Annotated in this window: 23 protein-coding genes; all 23 read left to right on the top strand. The window is 72.9% G+C overall.

All coding sequences use genetic code 11. The annotated features are described in order from the left end of the window. Window positions 1–12: 12 nt before the first annotated feature. The 23 genes from fliD to fliP all read left to right on the top strand — a co-directional run bounded on the left by fliD (window position 13) and on the right by fliP (window position 18,780). Window positions 13–1,359 carry a flagellar filament capping protein FliD gene (gene fliD / locus GCU56_RS08135; protein WP_163481007.1) on the top strand — a complete coding sequence of 449 codons (1,347 nt, stop codon included), beginning with the start codon at window positions 13–15 and terminating at the stop codon, window positions 1,357–1,359. Between the two features lie 52 nt (window positions 1,360–1,411). Beyond that, the gene (gene fliS / locus GCU56_RS08130) at window positions 1,412–1,798 is read left to right on the top strand and encodes a flagellar export chaperone FliS (RefSeq protein WP_163481006.1); all 387 of its coding nucleotides are present in this window, start codon (window positions 1,412–1,414) and stop codon (window positions 1,796–1,798) included. Further along, a complete protein-coding gene (locus tag GCU56_RS08125) occupies window positions 1,795–2,133 on the top strand; it encodes a hypothetical protein (protein WP_163481005.1) in 339 nt (112 codons plus the stop codon). Before fliS ends, GCU56_RS08125 begins: the two co-directional genes overlap by 4 nt. A 302-nt stretch (window positions 2,134–2,435) precedes the next feature. Then, a complete protein-coding gene (gene flgB, locus GCU56_RS08120) occupies window positions 2,436–2,783 on the top strand; it encodes a flagellar basal body rod protein FlgB (RefSeq protein ID WP_163481004.1) in 348 nt (115 codons plus the stop codon). 1 nt (window position 2,784) lies between these two features. After that, window positions 2,785–3,192, top strand: a complete 408-nt coding sequence (locus GCU56_RS08115; RefSeq protein WP_163481003.1) for a flagellar basal body rod protein FlgC — start codon at window positions 2,785–2,787, stop codon at window positions 3,190–3,192. Window positions 3,193–3,194: 2 nt separating this feature from the next. Next, window positions 3,195–3,518: a flagellar hook-basal body complex protein FliE gene (fliE, locus tag GCU56_RS08110; protein ID WP_163481002.1), complete on the top strand. Its 324-nt coding sequence runs from the start codon at window positions 3,195–3,197 to the stop codon at window positions 3,516–3,518. After that, window positions 3,518–5,098: a flagellar basal-body MS-ring/collar protein FliF gene (fliF, locus tag GCU56_RS08105; protein ID WP_163481001.1), complete on the top strand. Its 1,581-nt coding sequence runs from the start codon at window positions 3,518–3,520 to the stop codon at window positions 5,096–5,098. Before fliE ends, fliF begins: the two co-directional genes overlap by 1 nt. Next, complete coding sequence (gene fliG, locus GCU56_RS08100) at window positions 5,095–6,180, top strand: flagellar motor switch protein FliG (RefSeq protein ID WP_163481000.1); 1,086 nt, start codon at window positions 5,095–5,097, stop codon at window positions 6,178–6,180. Before fliF ends, fliG begins: the two co-directional genes overlap by 4 nt. Beyond that, the gene (locus GCU56_RS08095; protein ID WP_163480999.1) at window positions 6,164–6,982 is read left to right on the top strand and encodes a FliH/SctL family protein; all 819 of its coding nucleotides are present in this window, start codon (window positions 6,164–6,166) and stop codon (window positions 6,980–6,982) included. Before fliG ends, GCU56_RS08095 begins: the two co-directional genes overlap by 17 nt. Beyond that, window positions 6,979–8,286 carry a FliI/YscN family ATPase gene (locus GCU56_RS08090; protein ID WP_163480998.1) on the top strand — a complete coding sequence of 436 codons (1,308 nt, stop codon included), beginning with the start codon at window positions 6,979–6,981 and terminating at the stop codon, window positions 8,284–8,286. Before GCU56_RS08095 ends, GCU56_RS08090 begins: the two co-directional genes overlap by 4 nt. A 31-nt stretch (window positions 8,287–8,317) precedes the next feature. Then, window positions 8,318–8,770 carry a flagellar export protein FliJ gene (locus tag GCU56_RS08085; protein ID WP_163480997.1) on the top strand — a complete coding sequence of 151 codons (453 nt, stop codon included), beginning with the start codon at window positions 8,318–8,320 and terminating at the stop codon, window positions 8,768–8,770. Beyond that, the gene (locus GCU56_RS08080; RefSeq protein WP_163480996.1) at window positions 8,758–9,705 is read left to right on the top strand and encodes an NlpC/P60 family protein; all 948 of its coding nucleotides are present in this window, start codon (window positions 8,758–8,760) and stop codon (window positions 9,703–9,705) included. The genes GCU56_RS08085 and GCU56_RS08080 overlap by 13 nt, the downstream gene beginning before the upstream one ends. Further along, window positions 9,702–11,030, top strand: a complete 1,329-nt coding sequence (locus GCU56_RS08075; protein ID WP_163480995.1) for a flagellar hook-length control protein FliK — start codon at window positions 9,702–9,704, stop codon at window positions 11,028–11,030. Before GCU56_RS08080 ends, GCU56_RS08075 begins: the two co-directional genes overlap by 4 nt. Window positions 11,031–11,042: 12 nt before the next feature. After that, a complete protein-coding gene (locus tag GCU56_RS08070) occupies window positions 11,043–11,618 on the top strand; it encodes a flagellar hook assembly protein FlgD (protein ID WP_163480994.1) in 576 nt (191 codons plus the stop codon). A 103-nt stretch (window positions 11,619–11,721) separates the two neighbouring features. Continuing rightward, a complete protein-coding gene (locus GCU56_RS08065; RefSeq protein ID WP_239521914.1) occupies window positions 11,722–12,939 on the top strand; it encodes a flagellar hook protein FlgE in 1,218 nt (405 codons plus the stop codon). 326 nt (window positions 12,940–13,265) lie between these two features. After that, on the top strand, window positions 13,266–13,550 hold the full coding sequence (locus tag GCU56_RS08060; protein WP_163480992.1) for a flagellar FlbD family protein: 285 nt from the start codon (window positions 13,266–13,268) through the stop codon (window positions 13,548–13,550). Window positions 13,551–13,553: 3 nt separating this feature from the next. Then, on the top strand, window positions 13,554–14,324 hold the full coding sequence (locus GCU56_RS08055) for a MotA/TolQ/ExbB proton channel family protein (protein ID WP_163480991.1): 771 nt from the start codon (window positions 13,554–13,556) through the stop codon (window positions 14,322–14,324). Beyond that, window positions 14,321–15,223 (top strand): flagellar motor protein MotB, encoded by a 903-nt coding sequence (locus GCU56_RS08050; protein WP_163480990.1) that lies wholly within the window; start codon window positions 14,321–14,323, stop codon window positions 15,221–15,223. The genes GCU56_RS08055 and GCU56_RS08050 overlap by 4 nt, the downstream gene beginning before the upstream one ends. Next, window positions 15,220–15,696: a flagellar basal body-associated FliL family protein gene (locus tag GCU56_RS08045; protein ID WP_163480989.1), complete on the top strand. Its 477-nt coding sequence runs from the start codon at window positions 15,220–15,222 to the stop codon at window positions 15,694–15,696. The genes GCU56_RS08050 and GCU56_RS08045 overlap by 4 nt, the downstream gene beginning before the upstream one ends. A gap of 126 nt (window positions 15,697–15,822) precedes the next feature. Beyond that, window positions 15,823–16,791 carry a FliM/FliN family flagellar motor switch protein gene (locus GCU56_RS25085; protein ID WP_163480988.1) on the top strand — a complete coding sequence of 323 codons (969 nt, stop codon included), beginning with the start codon at window positions 15,823–15,825 and terminating at the stop codon, window positions 16,789–16,791. Then, complete coding sequence (fliN, locus tag GCU56_RS08035; protein ID WP_163480987.1) at window positions 16,788–17,522, top strand: flagellar motor switch protein FliN; 735 nt, start codon at window positions 16,788–16,790, stop codon at window positions 17,520–17,522. The genes GCU56_RS25085 and fliN overlap by 4 nt, the downstream gene beginning before the upstream one ends. Beyond that, window positions 17,519–17,938: a FliO/MopB family protein gene (locus tag GCU56_RS08030; RefSeq protein WP_163480986.1), complete on the top strand. Its 420-nt coding sequence runs from the start codon at window positions 17,519–17,521 to the stop codon at window positions 17,936–17,938. Before fliN ends, GCU56_RS08030 begins: the two co-directional genes overlap by 4 nt. Beyond that, entirely contained in the window at window positions 17,938–18,780 is an 843-nt protein-coding gene (gene fliP, locus GCU56_RS08025) for a flagellar type III secretion system pore protein FliP (protein ID WP_163480985.1), read from the top strand. The genes GCU56_RS08030 and fliP overlap by 1 nt, the downstream gene beginning before the upstream one ends. Window positions 18,781–18,784 lie beyond the last annotated feature (4 nt).

The following is an 18,784-nucleotide window of genomic DNA, read 5'->3' as shown; positions in this document are numbered from 1 at the left end:
ACCGTGGCAGGCATGACCGTCGACGGGATGATCTCCGGGCTCGACACCACCAGTCTGATCAACTCCCTGGTCCAGGCCGAGGGCGCGCCCCAGGCGCAGCTGAAGACCCGTCTGTCGACGACGACGGCCAGCGCGAACGCCTACCGCTCGATCAACACCCGCTTCGACGCAGTGCGTGCCGCTGCCGAGACGCTGACGAAGCCCGAGACCTGGGCGATGTCCAGAGCCAGCAGCTCGACGAACACCGTGACCGCCTCCCTCGGCTCAGCTCCGCAGACCGGTTCGCTGGCCTTCTCCGTCGAGAAGCTCGCCTCCTCCCACGCCGTCATCACCAACGGCACCCCGTTCGGGAGCACCGCCGACAACGCCGGCTTCGGCAGCTCGATCCAGGTGCTGAACAAGGACGGCTCCTCCCGGGGCACTCCGATCGCCATCGGCGGCACCGGCTCGCTCGCCGACGTCGTCACCGCGATCAACGGCAGCACCGACGCGAAACTGAGCGCCACCGCCGTCCAGGTGTCCCCCGGCAAGTACCAGCTCCAGGTCACCTCCAAGGAGACCGGGGCGGCCGCCGAGTTCTCCCTCGCCGGCCAGACGATGGGCATCGTCACCCCCGCAGGAGACGCCCAACTCAAGGTCGGCACCGGGCCTGGCGCCTACGACGTCTTCTCGGCCACCAACTCCTTCGTCGAGTTGATGCCGGGGGCGACGATCGCAGTCAGCAAGGCCGACCCCGGCGTCCAGGTCACCGTCGGTGTGACCGCCGATCCCGAAGGCGTCGCCGCCAAGGTGAAGTCGCTCGTCGACGCCATCAACAGCGCCCTGGGTGGCATCAAGACCTTCACCGCGGCAGAAGGCGGCCCGGCCGCGGTGCTCAAGGGCGACTCCGCCCTGATGAACCTGTCCGGCCGTGTACTGACGGCGGTGTCGGACGCCGTCGGCAGCAGCGGCTCCCCCGCCGCCGCAGGCCTCCAGCTGCAGAAGGACGGCACGGTCCTGTTCGACGCGGGCAAGTTCGCCGAGAAGCTCAAGGCCGATCCGGCGCTGGTGCAGAAGCTGTTCACCGGCACCCCCGCCGATGGCGGGGCGGCCGCGGTCAAGGGCGTCGTCCAGCGGGTGCACGAGCTGGCCAAGAGCAGCACCGACGTGACCACCGGCACTCTCACCCTCCTGGCGCAGGGCCGGGACGCCCTCGCCAAGAACATCCAGACCCGCATCGAGGCCTGGGACCTGCGGCTGGCCCAGCGCAGGGACACCCTGACCCGCCAGTTCACCGCCATGGAGACGGCGCTGAGCTCGATGAAGAACCAGTCGAGCTGGCTGGCGGGCCAGATCTCCTCCCTGCCCAGCTACAGCTGACCGCCGTCCCGGCCGATCCTCCTTCCAACGCCCCGCCTTCCCAGGAGCTTCGATGAGTGCCGCCTCTCTCCGCGCCCGCTACATCGGTGACACCGTCACCACCGCCTCGCCCCAGCGGCTGCTGGTCATGCTCTACGACCGGCTCGCCCTGGACCTCGAGCGCGCCCAGGCAGCGCTGGCTGAGGGCGACCGGGCCGGCGCTCGGGAGCAGCTCCAGCACGCGCAGGAGATCGTGCTGGAGCTCCGCAGCAGCCTGCAGGTCGACGCGTGGGAGGGGGGCCCCCGCCTCGCCGCGCTCTACACGTGGCTGATCGGCGAGCTCGTGCAGGCCAACATCAAGGGCGATCGCAACCGGGTGTCCTCCTGCCTGCAGGTGGTCGAGCCGCTGCGTGATGCCTGGCGGCAGGCGGCGGCCGCCCTGGCCGCCACCCCCGCATGACCGCCGCCGGCGACGGGGTGCCGGCCGACTGGGCGACCGTCCTCGACGACCTCGAGGGCGAGGTGCTCGCCGCCGAGGCGAGCATGGACCGCGCCCGCACCGAGGAGATCGCCGAGTGGGGCCGCCGGGCCCAGGAGTGGGTGCCACCCACCGGGCTCGGCCCCGTCCCGCCGGACCTCCGCGAGCGCGCGGCCCGCCTGCTGCAGCACCAGCTCGCTGTCGCCGAGGCCCTCGTCGAGGCGATCATCCAGTCCCAGCGCCAGCGCGACGTCGCGGCCCGGATGTCCTACGCGCCACCGCGTCCGGTGGCCTCCTTCATCGACCGGGCTCTGTAGACCCGCACTCCCCCGCCCCCCGCGGCCGCCGGATCCCCGGCGTCCCGGGGGGCTCTCGCGTTCCGGGCGACGATCGCTCCCCGTTCGCCACACGAGCCACCGGCACACCATCTGCCAACGGCAGTCACTCCCGTGGGCGACACGTGGTCATCCCTGGGGCCGGGGATGCCGATGGAACAGGAGCACGGACAGCACAGCCCTCGCCACGGATCGGCGGACCCCTCACTCGCTCGCGAGTGTCTTCCGCCTACCCGGAGGCCGATCGTGTCCTGCCGTCCTGCCCGCTCGACGAGCGTCGCCCGATGATCGGCGACGTCACCTCGTCGGCCCTGCACGCCGCCCTCAGCGGGCTCTCCCAGCGGCAGCGCGTCACCGCCGACAACATCGCCAACATCCAGACGCCGGGGTTCCTCGCCGGCCGGGTCGACTTCGAGTCCGGCCTGCGCGGCGCCCTCGCCAGTGGGCAGTCGCCGACCGCCTCCGGTGGCAGCATCGCGCGCTCGCTGGAACCGACGAACACCAACGGCAACAACGTCAACCTGGACGCCGAGACGGTCATCGCGACCGAGACCGGGCTGCGATACCAGCTCGCTCTCAACGCGCTCGACGGCAAGTACAACGTCATGCGCACCGCCCTCAGGACGCAGTGAGATGGCCGTCTTCGACACCCTCGGCATCTCCGGTTCGGGACTGCTGGTCCACCGCAAGTGGATGGACGCCGTCTCGGACAACATGGCCAACGTCAACACGGTGAACCCCTTCGACGAGGAGCCCTTCCGCGAGCGGCTGATCGTCGCCCAGTCCGTGGACTACGGATCCGGCGAGGGTGGCGTCCGCGCGGCTCGCGCCGAGTTCGGCGGCGACCCCCAGGGCCGCATCGTCTACGAGCCCGACCACCCCCTCGCCAACGAGGAGGGCTACGTGCGCTACCCCGACGTCGACATGGGCGACCAGATGGTCCAGCTGCTCATGGCGCAGCGCGGTTACCAGGCCAACCTCGCCGTCGTCGAACGCGCCACCAACGCCTACCAGGCCGCACTCAACCTCGGGAGGGGCTGACCATGACCTCACCCATCGGCGGCATCTCGTTCCCCGTGATGCCCACGCCCGCCATCGGCAGCGTGGCCGGCCCGGAGGCCACCACCGGGACGGCGGCCGCCCAGGGCGGCGACTTCGCCTCGGTGCTGGCTGCGTCGCTGGACCAGCTGCAGGCCACCCAGTCCGCGTCCGACAGCCTGGCCACCCAGGCCGCCACCGGCGACCTGCGCGACGTGCACGACTACATGATCGCCGCGAACGAGGCGAAGCTCGCGACCGAGATGGTCGTGACCATCAAGAACAAGGCGGTTGACGCCTTCACCGAGATCATGAGGATGCCGGTCTGATGCCCGCCGCCCTCGCCGGGCCGCTGGAGCGCATCCGCTCCACGCTGTCCACGATCAGCCTCGGCCAGAAGGTGGTCATCGGCCTCCTGGCCGTCGGCCTCCTCCTGGGCGGGTTCTTCTTCGTCCGCTGGAGCACCGCGCCGACGATGGCGCCGCTGTTCTCCAACCTCGCCTCGAGCGACGCCTCGGCGATCGTCGACGAGCTGAACGCGGCCGGTGTCGCCTACGAGCTGGCCGACGGCGGCGGCACGATCATGGTCGCCAACGACGCGGTCTACGACCTGCGCCTGTCGATGAGCGGCAAGGGCCTGCCGGCCGGCTCCGACACCGGGTACGCCCTGCTCGAGGAGCAGGGCATCACCACCAGCGAGTTCCAGCAGCAGGTGTCCTACCAGCGCGCGCTGGAGGGCGAGCTGTCGAAGACCCTGGAGGCGCTGGACGGCGTCCGGTCCGCCGTGGTGCACCTCGCGCTGCCCGAGGAGGAGGTGTTCGTCAGCGACCAGGCCGAGCCCACCGCGTCGGTGCTGCTGGACCTCGCGCCGGGCACGACCCTCGCGGGCGAGCAGATCCAGGCGGTCACCAACCTGGTGTCCTCGAGCATCCAGGACATGGCGGCCGACCAGGTCACCGTGGCCGACTCCACCGGCCAGGTGCTCTCGGCTCCCGGCCAGGGGGTCACCGCGGCCGCCGGCGACGCCCGGTCGCAGCTGGAGCAGGAGTACGAGGGCCGGCTCGCCGCCAACGCGCAGATCATCCTCGACCGCGTGCTCGGCCCCGGCCGCGCGCAGGTCTCGGTGCGGGCCGACCTCGACCTCAACCGGCGTGACACCACCTCCAAGACCTACAACTACGAGGCGGGCACCCCTCCGGTCTCGGAGAGCACCTCGACCGAGGACTACACCGGGACCGGGGCCGCCGTCGGCGGTGTGCTGGGCCCGGAGAACGCCCCGGACGCGGCGGGGGGCGGCGACTCCACCTACAACAAGGAGTCGACGACCGCGAACAACGCCGTCGGGGAGACCGTCGAGACGGTGCAGGGCGCACCCGGCGCGATCAACCGGCTCACGGTGTCCGTGGTCATGGACCAGGCCGTCGCCGGCAACCTGAACCAGGGCCAGGTCGAGGACCTGATCGGCAACGCGGTCGGCCTGGACGTGGCGCGTGGCGACGACATCACGGTGGCCGCGATGGCCTTCGACACGACCGCCGCCGACCAGGCCGCCGCCGAGCTGGAGGCCGCCCGCGAGGCCGAGCAGCAGGAGCAGCTCTGGTCGATGGTGAAGACCGGTGGCATCGCCCTCGGCATCGGGCTGCTGGTGCTCATCGTCTGGCTGCGCTCGCGCCGCCGGCAGGACGACGAGGAGGACTACGAGGCGCTCGACCTGCCCGACGACGTCATGGCCGAGCTCGACCGCATCCGGATCGCCAGCACCCGCGACGAGGCGATCGACAGCGAGCAGATGGAGCTCGAGGCCGCCGAGCGGGCCCGCGTGCGGGGGGAGATCTCGTCGATGGTGAGCGAGAAGCCCGACGAGGTCGCGGCGATGCTGCGCGGCTGGCTGTCGGAGTCGAAGTCATGACGATCGCGAGCGTCGAGCAGATGGTCGGGCTGACGCCCAACCTGCCCGCCACCACCGCCGTCCTGCCGGTCGCCCGGCGTGCCGAGATGCCCGGCCTGCGCAAGGCCGCTGTGTTCATCGCCCAGCTGTCGAAGGAGGAGGCCGGCGCGCTGCTGGCCAAGATGCGCCCGCGGGAGGTGGAGCTGGTCACCCGCGAGCTGATGAAGCTCGGCACGGTGGAGGCCGACGACGTCGACGGCGTGCTCGAGGAGTTCCACCACCTCATGAGCGCGCAGCGGTTCGTGGGGCGCGGCGGCGTCGACTTCGCCCGCGAGATCCTCGCGGCGGGTCTGGGCGAGGACAAGGCCGACGGCATCCTGTCCCGGCTCAACGTCGTCTACACCGAGGTGCCCTTCGCCTCGCTGCGCAACGCCGACGTCCGGCAGCTGGTCACCTTCCTCAAGGACGAGCACGCGCAGATCATCGCCCTGGTCCTGGCGCACCTGACGCCGGCGCAGTCGGCCGAGGTGCTGTCCGGGTTCGCCCCCGAGCAGCAGGCCGCCGTCGCGCACCGCATCGCGACGATGGACCGCACCTCGCCGGAGATGGTCCGCCTCGTCGAGGAGGAGCTCGGCCGGCGGATGGGGTCGCTGCTGGCCCACCAGGACATGAGCACGGTGGGCGGTGTCGAGACGCTGGTCGAGATCATCAACCGCTCGCCGCGGCCGACCGAGCGGTCGATCCTCGAGTGGCTGGAGAACACCGACCCCGACCTCGCCGACCAGGTGCGGGCGCAGATGTTCGTCTTCGAGGACATCGTCACCATCGACGACCGCTCGCTGCAGCTCGTGCTGCGCGAGGTCGAGGCCAACGACCTGGCCACCGCGCTCAAGGGCGTACGTCCCGACGTCCGGGACAAGGTGGTCCGCAACCTCTCCGAGCGGGCAGCCGAGAACCTCGCCGAGGAGATCGAGCTGCTCGGCCCGGTCCGCACCCGGACGGTCGAGGAGTCGCAGGCCAAGGTCGTCGGGGTCATCCGCACCATGGAGGAGCAGGGCGTGCTGACCATCTCCCGGGGAGTCGACGATGAGTTCGTCGCCTGAGAGAGGACCCCGTCCCCCCCACCCCTCGCACGCTCGGGGCGGGACCCTGGACGGGGCCGGGGGACGCCCGGGGACACCGCGGGAGTCCCTGCTGCTGCGGGGCGACACCACGGCACAGGCGGCGCCCTACACCCGGGTCGCGGTCCCCGAGCCGCAGACCGCGGAGCGGCGGACGACGATCCGGCGGGCGGCGGACATGCCGGTACCGGCCAACCGGACCTCCTTCCGGCTCGGCGACGTCTACGCCGAGGAGCTGGCCCGGCTGCGCGAGCACGCCCACCGGGAGGGCTTCGCCGCCGGCCACGCCGAGGGCAGCCTGGCGGCCGAGTCCGTCGTCGCCGAGGCCGAGCGGTCCGCCGAGGCCCGGCTGGCCGAGGTGCAGGCGCGCTGGGAGCGGCGGCTGGTCTCGGCCACCGCCGCCCTCGGCGCGGCGGTCACCCAGCTGGAGGAGGCCGCCCTGCCCGTCGCCGAGGACGTCCGCGACTCGATCGTCTCGATCGTCGTGACCCTCGTCGAGGACCTCCTCTGCCGGGAGCTGGCGCTCGCCGACTCCCCGGTGATGGACGCCGTCCGCCGGGCGCTGACGCTGTGCCCGGTCGACGCGCCCTCGGTGGTCCGGCTGCACCCGGACGACCTGCGCGAGATCCCCGCCGAGGCGCTCGCCGAGCTGCCCGCCACCGTGCGGGTCGTCGCCGATCCGGCCGTGGAGCGGGCCGGCGCGGTCGCCGAGACCGGCTCCTCCCGCATCGACGCCCAGCTGGGCACCGCCCTCGAGCGGGTGCGGGCGGTGCTGGTGCCGTGAGCACCGGTCTGCTCGACCGCGCCCGTGCCGCGGCGCGCCCCCAGCTCACCGGGCAGGTGGTGGGCGCGATGGGCCTCACGCTGACCGTCGAGGGCATCGTCGCCTCGGTCGGCGACCTCGTGGAGGTCAACCCCACCCCGCACGGCGGCCTGCTGGCCGAGGTCGTGGCGGTCGGCCGCGAGCGACTCACCTGCATGCCGCTCGGCGAGCTCTCCGGCGTCCACTCCGGTGCGCCGGTGCGCGCCACCGGGATGCCGCTGCAGGTGCCGGTCGGCGAGGCGCTGCTGGGCCGGGTGCTCGACGGACTCGGCCGGCCGCTGGACGGCGGACCGCCGCTGGACGCCGGCATCGAGTTCGTGGACCTGGCCAGCGAGACCCCCCACGCGCTGTCCCGCAGCCGGGTGGACCGGCCGCTGACCTTCGGCGTCCGGGCCCTGGACACCCTCGTGCCCTGCGGGAAGGGCCAGCGCCTGGGCATCTTCGCCGGCTCCGGCGTGGGCAAGTCGACGCTGCTGTCCCAGATCACCCGCGGCACCGACGCCGACGTCCGGGTCATCGGCCTGATCGGGGAGCGTGGCCGCGAGGTCAAGGAGTTCCTCGAGGAGAACCTCGGTGCCGAGGGCCTGGCCCGCACCGTCGTCGTGGTCGCCACGTCCGACGAGCCCCCGCTGGTGCGGCTCAAGGCGGCCTTCGTCGCCACCCGCATCGCCGAGGGCTTCCGCGACCAGGGCCGCGACGTCCTGCTGCTGATGGACTCCATCACCCGCACCGCGATGGCCCAGCGCGAGGTCGGCCTGTCGGCCGGCGAGCCGCCCGCGACCCGCGGCTACCCGCCGAGCGTCTTCGCGATGATGCCGCGGCTGCTGGAGAAGGCCGGCACCGCGGAGATCGGGTCCATCACCGGGCTCTACACGGTGCTGGTCGAGGGCGACGACCACAACGAGCCGATCGCGGACACCGCCCGTTCCATCCTCGACGGGCACATCGTGCTGACCCGGAAGCTCGCGACCACCGGCCACTTCCCCGCCATCGACGTGCTCGAGTCGATCTCCCGGGTCGCCGGCGCGGTCGTGCCCGCCCCGCAGATGGCCGACGCCCGCGAGGTGCGCCGGCTGCTCGGCGCGCTGCGTGACGTGAAGGAGCTCATCGAGATCGGCGCGTACCAGGCCGGCAGCGACCCGCTGGTCGACCGCGCCCGCCAGCTGGCGCCGGCGATCGAGGCCTTCCTGCAGCAGCCGACCGGCGAGCTGACCGACGCGCCCGAGGCGTGGGAGTGGCTCAACCGGATCATCCGGTCGGCGTGACGGGCCTCGCGGGCCGCCGGGGCGGGACGGCGTGAAGCGGGCCGCGTTCCGGCTGCAGCCGGTGCTCGAGCTGCGCCGCACGCAGGAGCGGACCGCCGGCCTCGCAGCGGCGGAGGCAGCTCGCGCCGCCGCCGACGCCGACCGGCGGGCCACCGAGGCCGAGACCGCCCTCACCTCCGCCGTCCCGGCCGGTCCGATGGGCCCGGGGGTGTTCCGCGCGGCGATGGTGCTCGCGCGGGTGGCCGCCGAGGACGCGGCGGCCGCCCGCGCCCTGGCCACCGCCTCGGCGGAGCAGGCCGAGCTGGTGCGCGTGTCCTGGACCGCGGCCGCCCAGCGGACCAAGGGCCTGGAACGGCTGCGGGAACGGCACCTGGAGGCGGTGCGACTGGCCGACCAGGCTGCCGAGGAGAGAGGTGTGGACGATCTCGTGACCGGCCGCTCCGGCCGCCGGTCCGCCGCCGGGGAGGTCCCGTGGACGGACTGACCCAGGTGCAGACGCGGATCAGCCAGATCCAGGCCCGCTTCCTCCCGCCCGTGCGCACGTCGGTGGCCGGGGACTGGGCGAGCGCTGCCACGGCCGCCGGCCTCACCGGCACGGCCACGACGTCGGCCGCCCTGGCCTCTCCCGCGGGCTCGGCCTCGGAGCGGTCGGTCGTGACCCAGGCGCAGAAGTACCTCGGGGTGCCCTACCTGTGGGGCGGCACCGACCCGGCGAAGGGGCTGGACTGCTCCGGCTTCACCCAGCGCGTCTTCGACGACCTGGGCATCGACCTCCCGCGCACCTCCTCGCAGCAGGCCACCGCGGGCCGCCCGGTCGCCTCGCTGTCCGAGGCCCGGCCGGGCGACCTGGTCTTCTTCGACCACTCCTCCCGCCCGGGCATCGACCACGTCGGCATCTACGTCGGCGACGGAAAGATGATCGCCGCCCCGCAGGAGGGCGAGACGGTCAAGGTGCAGCCGGTCGGCGACCCGGCGGTCATCCGGCGCGTCCTGCCCGCCCAGGCGGCCGCCGCACCGGCGGCGGCGGCCGGCTCGCTCTCCGGTGTCCCCTACGCCGACCTCTTCACCCGCGCCGGCAACCGGCACGGGGTCGATCCCGCGCTGCTCGCGGCGGTCGCCTCGCAGGAGTCGGGCTTCGACTCCCGTGCGGTCTCCCCCGCCGGCGCCCAGGGGCTCATGCAGTTCATGCCGGCCACCGCCCGTGGTCTCGGGGTGGACCCGCTCGACCCGGCTTCTGCCGTGGACGGCGCCGCCCGGTACCTCAGCCAGCTGACCGGCCAGTTCGGGTCGACCGAGCTCGGCCTGGCCGCCTACAACGCCGGCCCGGGCACGGTCAGCCGCTACGGCGGCATCCCGCCCTACGCCGAGACCCAGAACTACGTCCGTGCCGTGACCAGCAAGGCGGAGACCTACCGATGACAGCGCCCGTCCTGCCCGCCGCACCGCCGGTCGCCCCCGCGTCGGCGTCCCGCGCGCCCGCGACCGACCCGGCCGCCGGCGAGCGATTCGCCTCGGCGCTCGACGACGCGGTCTCCGGTGGACGCGGCCGCCCCACCGGCGAGGCCGCGGGTCCCGGCGACGAGCCCACCGCCGAGCCCACCGCCCAGGCCCCGGCCGAGGACGCGCCGGCCGAGGCCACGCCCGTTCCGGCCGTCCCGGTGGTCCCGCCGGCCGGCATGCCGCCGGCGCTCTGGGCCCTCGTGGCCGGCGCCGGACCGGTCGCGACCGCCCCGGCCACGGAGACCCCGGCCGTCGCGGCCGCAGTGGTCGACGCCGTCGCCCTGCCCGGGGCTGCGCCCCTCCCGCTGGCCAGCGCCGCTGCTGCCGGCGTCGACCTGCCCGCGACACGGCTGACCGCGGCGGCCGCGACGGCACTGCCCGCCGCGCAGGCTCCTGCCCTCCCGGCGACTCCCGCGCCAGCTGTTCCGCCGGTGCCCGCCGCTCCGGCCACTCCCGACGGCGTGGCCCCGTTGCCCGGCTTGACCGTGGTCGTCGCGGCGCCGGCCGAGACCGCCGCTCCCGCCGTCGGCACCCCGGTCCCCGCGACTCAGGCGGTTGCGCTCGCGGCCGCCCCGGCCACCACTCCGGCGTCCGACCCCTCCACGGCGGACGCCGCGACCCCGACGCCTGGCGCCGTCGTCCCGGCAGCTGCAGCTTCGGGGACGCCGGCGGACGGTGCCTCGGCCGACGCCCCGAGCTCCCCGCACCAGGAGTCCTCGGCGCCGGGCCCCGCGATCACGCCAGTGACTGGGCTCGCAGCGTCCCCCCCGGTGTCTCCCACCGCCTCGGCGACGACCGCGGCCACCACCGGGACGTCAGCACCGGCCGGTGCGCAGGTCGCCTCGCACGTCGCCGTCCTGCGCTCCGCCCCGGACGGGACGCACACGATGACCGTCGTCCTGACCCCCGAGATCCTCGGGCCGGTCGAGGTCCGGGTGACCCTCACGCATGGCTCGGTGGACCTGAGCATGCGCGGCTCGACCGAGGCCGCCCGGGCCGCCCTGCTCGAGTCGCTGCCGGACCTTCGACGCGACCTGGAGACCGCCGGGCTGACCTGCTCGCGCGCCTCCGTCGACAGGGACACCGGCGGCGCCTGGTCGTCGGGTCAGCAGCAGGCCCCCGGCGACCGCGCCGGTGGGCACCACGACGACGGCCGGCCTCGCGGCTGGCTGGGCGCCGACGAGGCTCCCACCCCGGCTCCCCGCTCCTCTTCCACGTCCACCGGCGTGGACGTCCTCGCCTGAGAACGGAGAACCATGACCGCCCCGGTCAGCGGCACGACCGCGACGTCCCACACCATGCCGACCTCTTCGGTGGACCGCCCGGACCAGATGGGCAAGGACACCTTCCTCAAGCTCCTCGTGGCGCAGATGCGCTATCAAGACCCGTCGAAACCGGTCGACAGCAGCCAGATGATGTCGCAGACGGCGGTCTTCAGCCAGGTCGAGAAGCTGGAGCAGATCGCCACCCAGAACGCCTCGATGCTCGCCCTGCAGCGGGCCAACAGCGCCGGCAGCTTCGTCGGCCGGTCGATCACCTACACCGACAGCACGGGAAGCCGCACGTCCGGTGTGGTGACCTCGGTGCGCCTGGGCAGCGGCACGGACGAGGCGGTCGCCATGATCGGCAAGATCGCCGTCCCCCTGGGCCGGATCACCGAGGTCGCCGCCGTGACACCGGGTCCGGCCACCACGACCGCGACCGCCCCCACGACGACGCCGTCCACCGTGACGACGTCCACGGGGACGCCGGATGCCGCGACACCGGCTGGAGGCGCCTCGACCGCAGGTCCCGTGACCGCTGGCCCCGCACCGACGCCCGATTCCGACTGACCGTTCCGCGGTCCCCCAGGACCACCGCATCCCCACCGGTTTCCCCGGAAGCCGTCCGACCACGCCGTCCGACCACGAGGAGACCCTCCCCATGCTCCGCTCCATGTTCTCTGCCATCTCCGGCCTCAAGGCCCACCAGACCAAGATGGACGTCACCGGCAACAACATCGCCAACGTCAACACCGTCGGCTACAAGAGCCAGTCGACCGTCTTCGAGGCCGCGCTGTCCCAGATGATGCGCGCCGGCGGAGCACCGGCCGAGGGCACCGCCGGGAGCAACCCGGCTCAGGTCGGACTCGGCGTCAAGGTCGCCGGCATCTCCACGAACTGGGCCCAGGGCGCCACGCAGACCACCGGCCGCGCCACCGACTTCATGATCGAGGGCGACGGCTTCTTCGTCGTCCAGTCCGGCACCCAGCAACTGTTCACCCGGTCTGGGTCGTTCGGCTTCGACTCGGCGGGCAACATGATCACCGACAGTGGCGCGATCCTGCAGGGCTGGTCCGCCGACGCCAACGGGGTGGTGGATGCCAACGGCCGTATCGGGAACCTGTCGATCCCCTTCGGCCAGGGCACCGCGCCGAAGGCGACCGGCACGGGCGCGATCGACGGCAACCTCTCCGCGGGCACGGAGGTCGGCAAGAAGGCCGAGTCCTCCATCACCATGTACGACAACCTGGGCAACGAGGTCCCGGTCACCTTCGTCTTCGAGAAGACGGCGACCGGCTGGAACGTGAAGGCGTCGAAGCCGGACCCGGCCGACCCGACTGCCACGCTCCCCCTGAACGGCGCGACGGGCCAGGACATCACGTTCGACGCAGCCGGCGCGCTGGCGACGCCGGCCAGCGGTGAGCTGACGCTGACGGGTGTCTCGACCACGGCGGTGACGATCGACATCAGTACCGTGACCCAGTACGGCAGCCCCACCACGGCCGCCGCCGCGAAGCAGGACGGCTACTCCGCCGGCGTCCTGGAGTCCTTCAGCCTCGGCAACGACGGCATGATCACCGGAGTCTTCTCCAACGACCAGACAAAGGTCCTCGGTCAGCTGGCACTCGCCACCTTCGCCAACCCAGGCGGTCTGGAGAAGGCCGGCAGCAGCACCTACCGGCCCGCGACCAACTCCGGGCTCGCGCTGATCGGACAGGCGGCGACGGGCGGCCGCGGCGCCCTCAACGCCGGCGCGCTGGAGATGTCCAACGTCGACCTGGCGGAGGAGTTCACCGGCCTCATCGTCGCCCAGCGCGGGTTCCAGGCCAACAGCCGCGTGATCACCAGCTCCGACGAGATCCTCCAGGACCTGGTCAACCTGAAGCGCTGATGAAGGGCTTCTCTCCACCCCACCACTCACACGCTCGTGGCGGGCCCCTGGAGGGACGCCCGCGGCCCGGTTCCTCCACCGAGGGGCCGGGCCGCGGCCGTTGCACACCGGCGCGACCCACTCCGGGGAAGTCAGCCCCGGGACGCCGTCCGCGAAGCCGCTTTCGGGGAACTCGGCGCCGCGAGCAGGCGGTCGACGCACCCCACCCGTCGGGGTGAGACCACCCGTTCGGCTCAAGCCGTGTCGCCGCCACGCCGATGACAAAAGCAGCCGGCGCCGCCGTCGCGGTCGCCTCCCCCCTGCCCGACCGAGCAAGAGGACCTCCCGTGATCCGTGTGACCCGCCTGAACGGTGAGCGGTTCGCGCTCAACCCGGACCTCGTCGAGCGGGTGGAGGGCCACCCCGACACCGTGGTGTTCCTCGTCGACGGCACCAAGTACCTCGTCACCGAGACCGTCGACGACGTGCTGGTCGAGATCCGCGAGTACCGCGCCAGCATCCTCGCCACCGCCTACGAGATGGACCGCGGCACCTACCGCACGCCCACCCGGACCACCGAGGACGACGGCCGCTCGTCGGTCGTCCCCTTCCCGGCCCGCGAGGAGCGCTGACCCGTGGACCCCGCCACCCTGATCGGGTTCGTCGTCTCGATGGTCGCCCTCCTGATCTTCATGATCATGGAGGGCGCCGATCCCATGTCGCTGCTCTTCCTGCCGGCGATCATCCTCGTCGTCGTCGCCACCTTCGGCGCGGCGATGTCCAGCCAGACGATGGACGACCTCAAGAAGATGCCGGCCTGGTTCAAGATGGCCGTCATGCCGGCCAAGGTGCCGCCGGCGACCGACCAGATCCAGACCCTGGTCAGCCTCGCCGAGAAGGCCCGCAAGGAGGGCCTGCTGGCGCTCGAGGCGCAGGTCAAGCAGATCGAGGACCCGTTCCTCAAGCGCGGCCTGCAGATGGGCATCGACGGCACCGACCCCGAGGAGCTGCGCACCGTCCTGGAGAGCGAGATCTCGGCCAAGAAGGCAGAGGACAAGGTCGCCGCCAAGTTCATGAACGCCATGGGCGGATACGCCCCCACGATCGGCATCGTCGGCTGCATCGTCGGCCTGATGAACGTGATGGGGAACCTCAGCAACCCGGAGGCGCTCGGCCCGATGATCGCCGCGGCCTTCGTCGCCACGCTGTGGGGCGTCATGGCCGCGAACTTCTGGTTCCTGCCCATGGGCGCCAAGATCCTGCGGGTCAGCGAGCTGCAGGCCGCCCAGATGGAGCTGCTCGTCGAGGGCATCACCGAGATCCAGGCCGGCACCAGCCCGCGGGCGGTGCGACTCAAGCTCAGCGCCCTCATCCCGCCCAGTGAGGCCGCCAGGGACGCGGCGTGAGCACCGGTCACGGGCGGCGACGCGGGAAGAAGCACGAGGAGGAGGAGCACGAGAACCACGAGCGGTGGCTGGTGTCCTACGCGGACATGATGACGCTGCTCCTCGTGCTCTTCGTCGTCCTCTACGCGATGAGCCAGGTCGACAAGCAGAAGTTCGCCCAGCTCGCCAGCGGCCTGTCCGAGGCCTTCGGGACGCCGGTGTCGGCGATCCCGGCGGCCACGACGGAGGGGTCGGTGCTCGACGGGCTCCCCGGCGCCATCGACATCGCCTCGGCCATCCCGCCGGAGGAGACCGTCGAGCAGGCTGCGGTGGACCGCGCCGCCGCCCAGGCGGCCCTCGCCGAGGCCCGGCAGGTCGCGGCCGAGGCGCAGGCCCAGTACGACGAGCTGGCCGCCGCCCGCGAGCGGATCGAGGCCGCGCTCGAGGCCGCCGGCCACGCGGGCGCCGCCCGGTTCGAGATCGACGAGCGCGGCCTGGTGGTGCACATCGTGGCCGACCAGGTCCTGTTCGACGCCGAGCGCGCCGAGCTGCGCCCGGAGGGACGGCAGATCCTGGACGCCATCGCGCCCACGCTCCGCACCCTGCCCAACGGCCTCGGGGTCGAGGGCCACGCCAACCACCTGCCGGTCACCGCCGGCGGGCCGTGGCCCTCGAACTGGGAGCTGTCGGCCTATCGCGCCACGACCGTCGTCCGGCAGCTGGCCGTCGGCGGCGTGCCGCAGGTCCGCATGGTCGCCAACGGCTACTCCGACACCCGCCCGCTGGTACCCCCGACGGACCCCGCCGCCATCTCGGTCAACCGGCGCGTCGACGTCGTCGTGCTCTCCACCGCCTCGGCCGAGGCCAACGACCTGCTGCCCGGCCTGGATGCCGGCACCACCCAGGGAGGGACCCCATGAGCAAGAAGAAGGACGCCGACAAGCCCACGCCCGAGGACGGCGAGGAGGGCGGCGGCGGGAAGAAGAAGATCCTCGTCCTCGGCCTGGCGGTGCTGCTCGTCGCCGCCGGAGCCGCCTACTTCTTCCTGTTCGCCGGCAGCGGTGAGGCCGCTGCCGAGGAGCCGGTGGCCGGGGAGGTCCTCCCCCTCGAGTCGATCGCGGTGAACCTCTCCGGCGGCGGCTACCTCAAGGTGGGCATCGCGCTGCAGCTGACCGAGGCGGCGGCGGCCGGCGGGCACGGGGGCGCGTCCCTCGACGGCTCCAAGGCCCTCGACCTGGTCATCTCCACGTACTCGCAGGCTCAGCCGGCCGACGTGACCGCCGCCCGCGACGCACTCAAGGAAGCCCTCGAACACAAGATCGTCGAGGCCTACACGGAGGACGGCCACGAGATGGTCATGGACGTGTACCTCACGGAGTACGTCACCCAGTAGGCCCGCAGCACCGCCCGCGTCGGCGAGCACCGGAGCTCGCGCACCACCCGTCACACCCGTCGCCCTGACCGACAGCGCTCGTCGCCGCCGGTCAGGGCGACGTCGTCCCCCGCCGATGAGGGGAGGGTGACCCGCCCTGACAACGGACCCGCGCCGGGTTCGCCGGCCGCGTCATCGAGGCCGGCCGGCCACCGCCGACGCGGGGAGCCGCGCACCTACGACTTCCGGCGGCCGACCAAGCTCTCCCGCGAGCACGTCCGGGTGCTGCAGATCGCCCAGGAGGCCTTCGCCCGCCAGGCGACGACCGTCCTGACCACCATGCTCCGGGCCGGCGCCCGCCTGGAACTGGTCGGCATCGAGCAGCACTCCTACGACGACTACGTGGCCACGCTGCCCAACCCGTGCTTCATCGCCACGTTCACGCTCGAGCCGCTGGCCGGCAAGGGGCTGCTGGCCTATCCCCTCGACATCGCCATGTCGAGCGTGGACCACATGCTCGGCGGGTCCGGGGCGGCCGACCAGCCCGACCGGCCGATGACGGTGATGGAGACGACCATCACCAACCACCTGCTGACCAGGTTGCTGCAGGAGCTGACCGCCTCCTTCAGCCACATCGTGCAGCTGCAGCCCGAGCTCAGCGACGTCGAGTACAACCCGCAGCTGGCCCAGGCCGCCGCCGGGTCGGACACGGTGATGGTGGCGTCCTTCACGATGGCGATCGGCAGCCGCGCCGGCGAGGCCACCCTCGTGCTGCCCTTCTCGTCGTTCGCCGCCGCCCTGAACAACGCGGCGTCCCCGCAGCTCTCGGAGTCGGCCCAGGCCAAGCGACGGCGTGCCGCCGAGGCACTCGAGCAGCGGCTCAACCTGGTGCCGGTCGACGTCAGCGTGCGGTTCACCCCGCTGGAGGTCTCCTCCGACGACCTGCTCTCCCTGGCCGTCGGCGACGTCCTGCTGCTGCGCCACCCGCAGGACGCCCCGCTCGAGGTCACCACCAACGACGTGACGTTCGCCTTCGCGATCGCCAGCAACCACCGGCGCCGGCTCGCCGCCGCCATCGTGCCCACCCCGTCCGCCGCTCAGAAGGACACCGCATGACCGCCTCCCTGGAGCACACGCCCGCCTCCGAGACCGTGATCGCCGTCGTGGCCTCGGCCGCCCGCGCCGCGGCCGCGCTGGTGCCGGCGACAGCCGGTTTGGTGCCCGGCCCTCCGGTCAGCGACGCCGACGCCGTCCTGCTGCCGACCGAGGCGGCTGCCGCCGTCATGGCGCGGCTCTCCGGCGAGGTGAGCGGGGACGTCGTCCTCGTCGTGTCCGCCGAGATCGTCGACGCCCTGGCCAACTCGCCCGTCGGCCCCATGGACGTCGCCGCCGCGCTGCGGCCGGCCCTCGAGGCCGCGGCCGCGACGCTGGGGCGCGTGCGGGTGGACTCCGAGCGCACCGAGGACCCCGACACCGCGATGGACGGGCTGCGGGACAAGGGCATGTTCGTCGCCGTCCCGCTGCTGGCGGGTGGCGGCACCGTGGAGGCGACCTTCGCCCTGCAGGTGACCCTCCCCCAGGCCCGCGCCCCGCGCGGGAGCATCGACCTGCTTCGGCACGTGGCCATGGAGGTCACCGTCGAGATCGGCCGCACCCGGATGACGGTCAGCGAGCTGCTGTCGCTGCACCCGGGCGAGGTCGTGGAACTCGACCGGGCCGCCAGCGCCCCCGCCGACCTGCTGGTCAACGGCACGCTGATCGCCCGCGGTGAGGTCGTGGTCGTCGACGAGGACTTCGGGCTGCGGATCAGCGAGATCGTCTCCGAGCTCGGGCAGGGCCCGTCATGACGTGGATGGTCATCCGGCTGGTCCTGTCCCTCGCCTTCGTCGGCGCCGTGCTGTGGTTCGCCGCGCGGGTGGCCAAGAAGCGCGGGCTCGGCCAGGGCAACGGGCTGATCGAGGTCGTCGCCCGGCAGCGCATGGGCCGGGCCAGCACCGTGAACGTCGTCCGCATCGCCGGGCGGGTGCTGGTCGTCGGAGCCACCGAGGAGCAGGTGACCCTGCTGGCCGAGGTGGACGGAGACGCGGTCGAGGCCGCCCTCGAGGAGCGCCATGCCGCCGTCCGGACGACGACCGAGGGCGCCGACGGGGTCCGCGCGCCCGTCGCCCGCCCCTCGACCGGCGCCCTCGCCGGCTCGGTGTTCGACCGCGCCGGCTGGACCACCATCGTGGCGCAGCTGCGCGAGCGGACGGTCCGCCGCTGATGACCTCCTCCCCCGCACCCGTCGCCGCGCGGGGCGCGCCCTTCGCTCGGCGGGCGGGTCTGGTCCTGCTGCTCGTCGCGCTCGCCGGCGTCGTCCTGGCGCTGCTCGCCGACCCGGCGTCCGCGGCGCCCACCGTCCCGACCGCGCCGACGGCTCCCACCGCCCCGGTGGTCCCGGCCGTGGACGGCGGCGTGGACATCTCCATCGGTGACGGCAGCCCGAACAGCTCGGTGACGCTGATCCTGGCCATCACCGTGCTGTCGGTGGCTCCGGCGGTGCTGCTGCTGACCACGTCGTTCACCAAGATCATCGTCGTCCTGTCGCTGACCCGCAACGCGCTGGGCATGCAGCAGTCCCCGCCGAACTCCGTCCTCACCGGACTGGCCCTGTTCCTGACCCTCTTCGTCATGGGGCCGGTTCTCGCCGACGTCAACGAGGTGGCGGTGCAGCCCTACCTCGACGGGACGATCACCGTGTCGCAGGCCTACGAGACCGGGGTCGTGCCGCTCAAGGAGTTCCTGCTCGACAACACCCGGGACGACGAGCTGTCGTTGATGGTCGGGCTGTCCGGGGAGGAGGCGCCGGCCGACCGCGAGGCGGTCAGCATGACCACGCTGGTGCCGGCGTTCGTGCTCTCGGAGCTCAAGAGCGCGTTCATCATCGGCCTGGTCGTCTTCATCCCGTTCCTGGTGCTGGACATGCTGGTCAGCGCCGCCCTCATGGCGATGGGCATGATGATGGTGCCGCCGGTGATCGTGTCCCTGCCGTTCAAGCTGCTGCTGTTCGTCGTGGTCGACGGGTGGGCGCTGATCACCACGGCGCTCGTCGGGAGCTACGGGTGACGCG

The organism is Geodermatophilus sabuli (genome assembly GCF_010686765.1).
Lineage (GTDB): Bacteria > Actinomycetota > Actinomycetes > Mycobacteriales > Geodermatophilaceae > Geodermatophilus > Geodermatophilus sabuli_A.
Note: the sequence above shows the minus strand (reverse complement) of the source record. Positions and strands in the feature narration are given on the sequence as shown.

What these genes read in the sequence shown, in the direction of transcription:
- fliF (WP_163481001.1), top strand. Translation starts at nt 3,518, where the DNA reads ATGCCCGCCGCCCTCGCCGGGCCGCTGGAGCGCATCCGCTCCACGCTG.
- GCU56_RS08125 (WP_163481005.1), top strand. Translation starts at nt 1,795, where the DNA reads ATGACCGCCGCCGGCGACGGGGTGCCGGCCGACTGGGCGACCGTCCTC.
- GCU56_RS08095 (WP_163480999.1), top strand. Translation starts at nt 6,164, where the DNA reads ATGAGTTCGTCGCCTGAGAGAGGACCCCGTCCCCCCCACCCCTCGCAC.
- fliD (WP_163481007.1), top strand. Translation starts at nt 13, where the DNA reads ATGACCGTCGACGGGATGATCTCCGGGCTCGACACCACCAGTCTGATC.
- GCU56_RS08045 (WP_163480989.1), top strand. Translation starts at nt 15,220, where the DNA reads ATGAGCAAGAAGAAGGACGCCGACAAGCCCACGCCCGAGGACGGCGAG.
- fliG (WP_163481000.1), top strand. Translation starts at nt 5,095, where the DNA reads ATGACGATCGCGAGCGTCGAGCAGATGGTCGGGCTGACGCCCAACCTG.
- GCU56_RS08115 (WP_163481003.1), top strand. Translation starts at nt 2,785, where the DNA reads ATGGCCGTCTTCGACACCCTCGGCATCTCCGGTTCGGGACTGCTGGTC.
- fliP (WP_163480985.1), top strand. Translation starts at nt 17,938, where the DNA reads ATGACCTCCTCCCCCGCACCCGTCGCCGCGCGGGGCGCGCCCTTCGCT.
- flgB (WP_163481004.1), top strand. Translation starts at nt 2,436, where the DNA reads ATGATCGGCGACGTCACCTCGTCGGCCCTGCACGCCGCCCTCAGCGGG.
- fliE (WP_163481002.1), top strand. Translation starts at nt 3,195, where the DNA reads ATGACCTCACCCATCGGCGGCATCTCGTTCCCCGTGATGCCCACGCCC.
- GCU56_RS08030 (WP_163480986.1), top strand. Translation starts at nt 17,519, where the DNA reads ATGACGTGGATGGTCATCCGGCTGGTCCTGTCCCTCGCCTTCGTCGGC.
- fliS (WP_163481006.1), top strand. Translation starts at nt 1,412, where the DNA reads ATGAGTGCCGCCTCTCTCCGCGCCCGCTACATCGGTGACACCGTCACC.
- fliN (WP_163480987.1), top strand. Translation starts at nt 16,788, where the DNA reads ATGACCGCCTCCCTGGAGCACACGCCCGCCTCCGAGACCGTGATCGCC.
- GCU56_RS08070 (WP_163480994.1), top strand. Translation starts at nt 11,043, where the DNA reads ATGACCGCCCCGGTCAGCGGCACGACCGCGACGTCCCACACCATGCCG.
- GCU56_RS08075 (WP_163480995.1), top strand. Translation starts at nt 9,702, where the DNA reads ATGACAGCGCCCGTCCTGCCCGCCGCACCGCCGGTCGCCCCCGCGTCG.
- GCU56_RS08065 (WP_239521914.1), top strand. Translation starts at nt 11,722, where the DNA reads ATGTTCTCTGCCATCTCCGGCCTCAAGGCCCACCAGACCAAGATGGAC.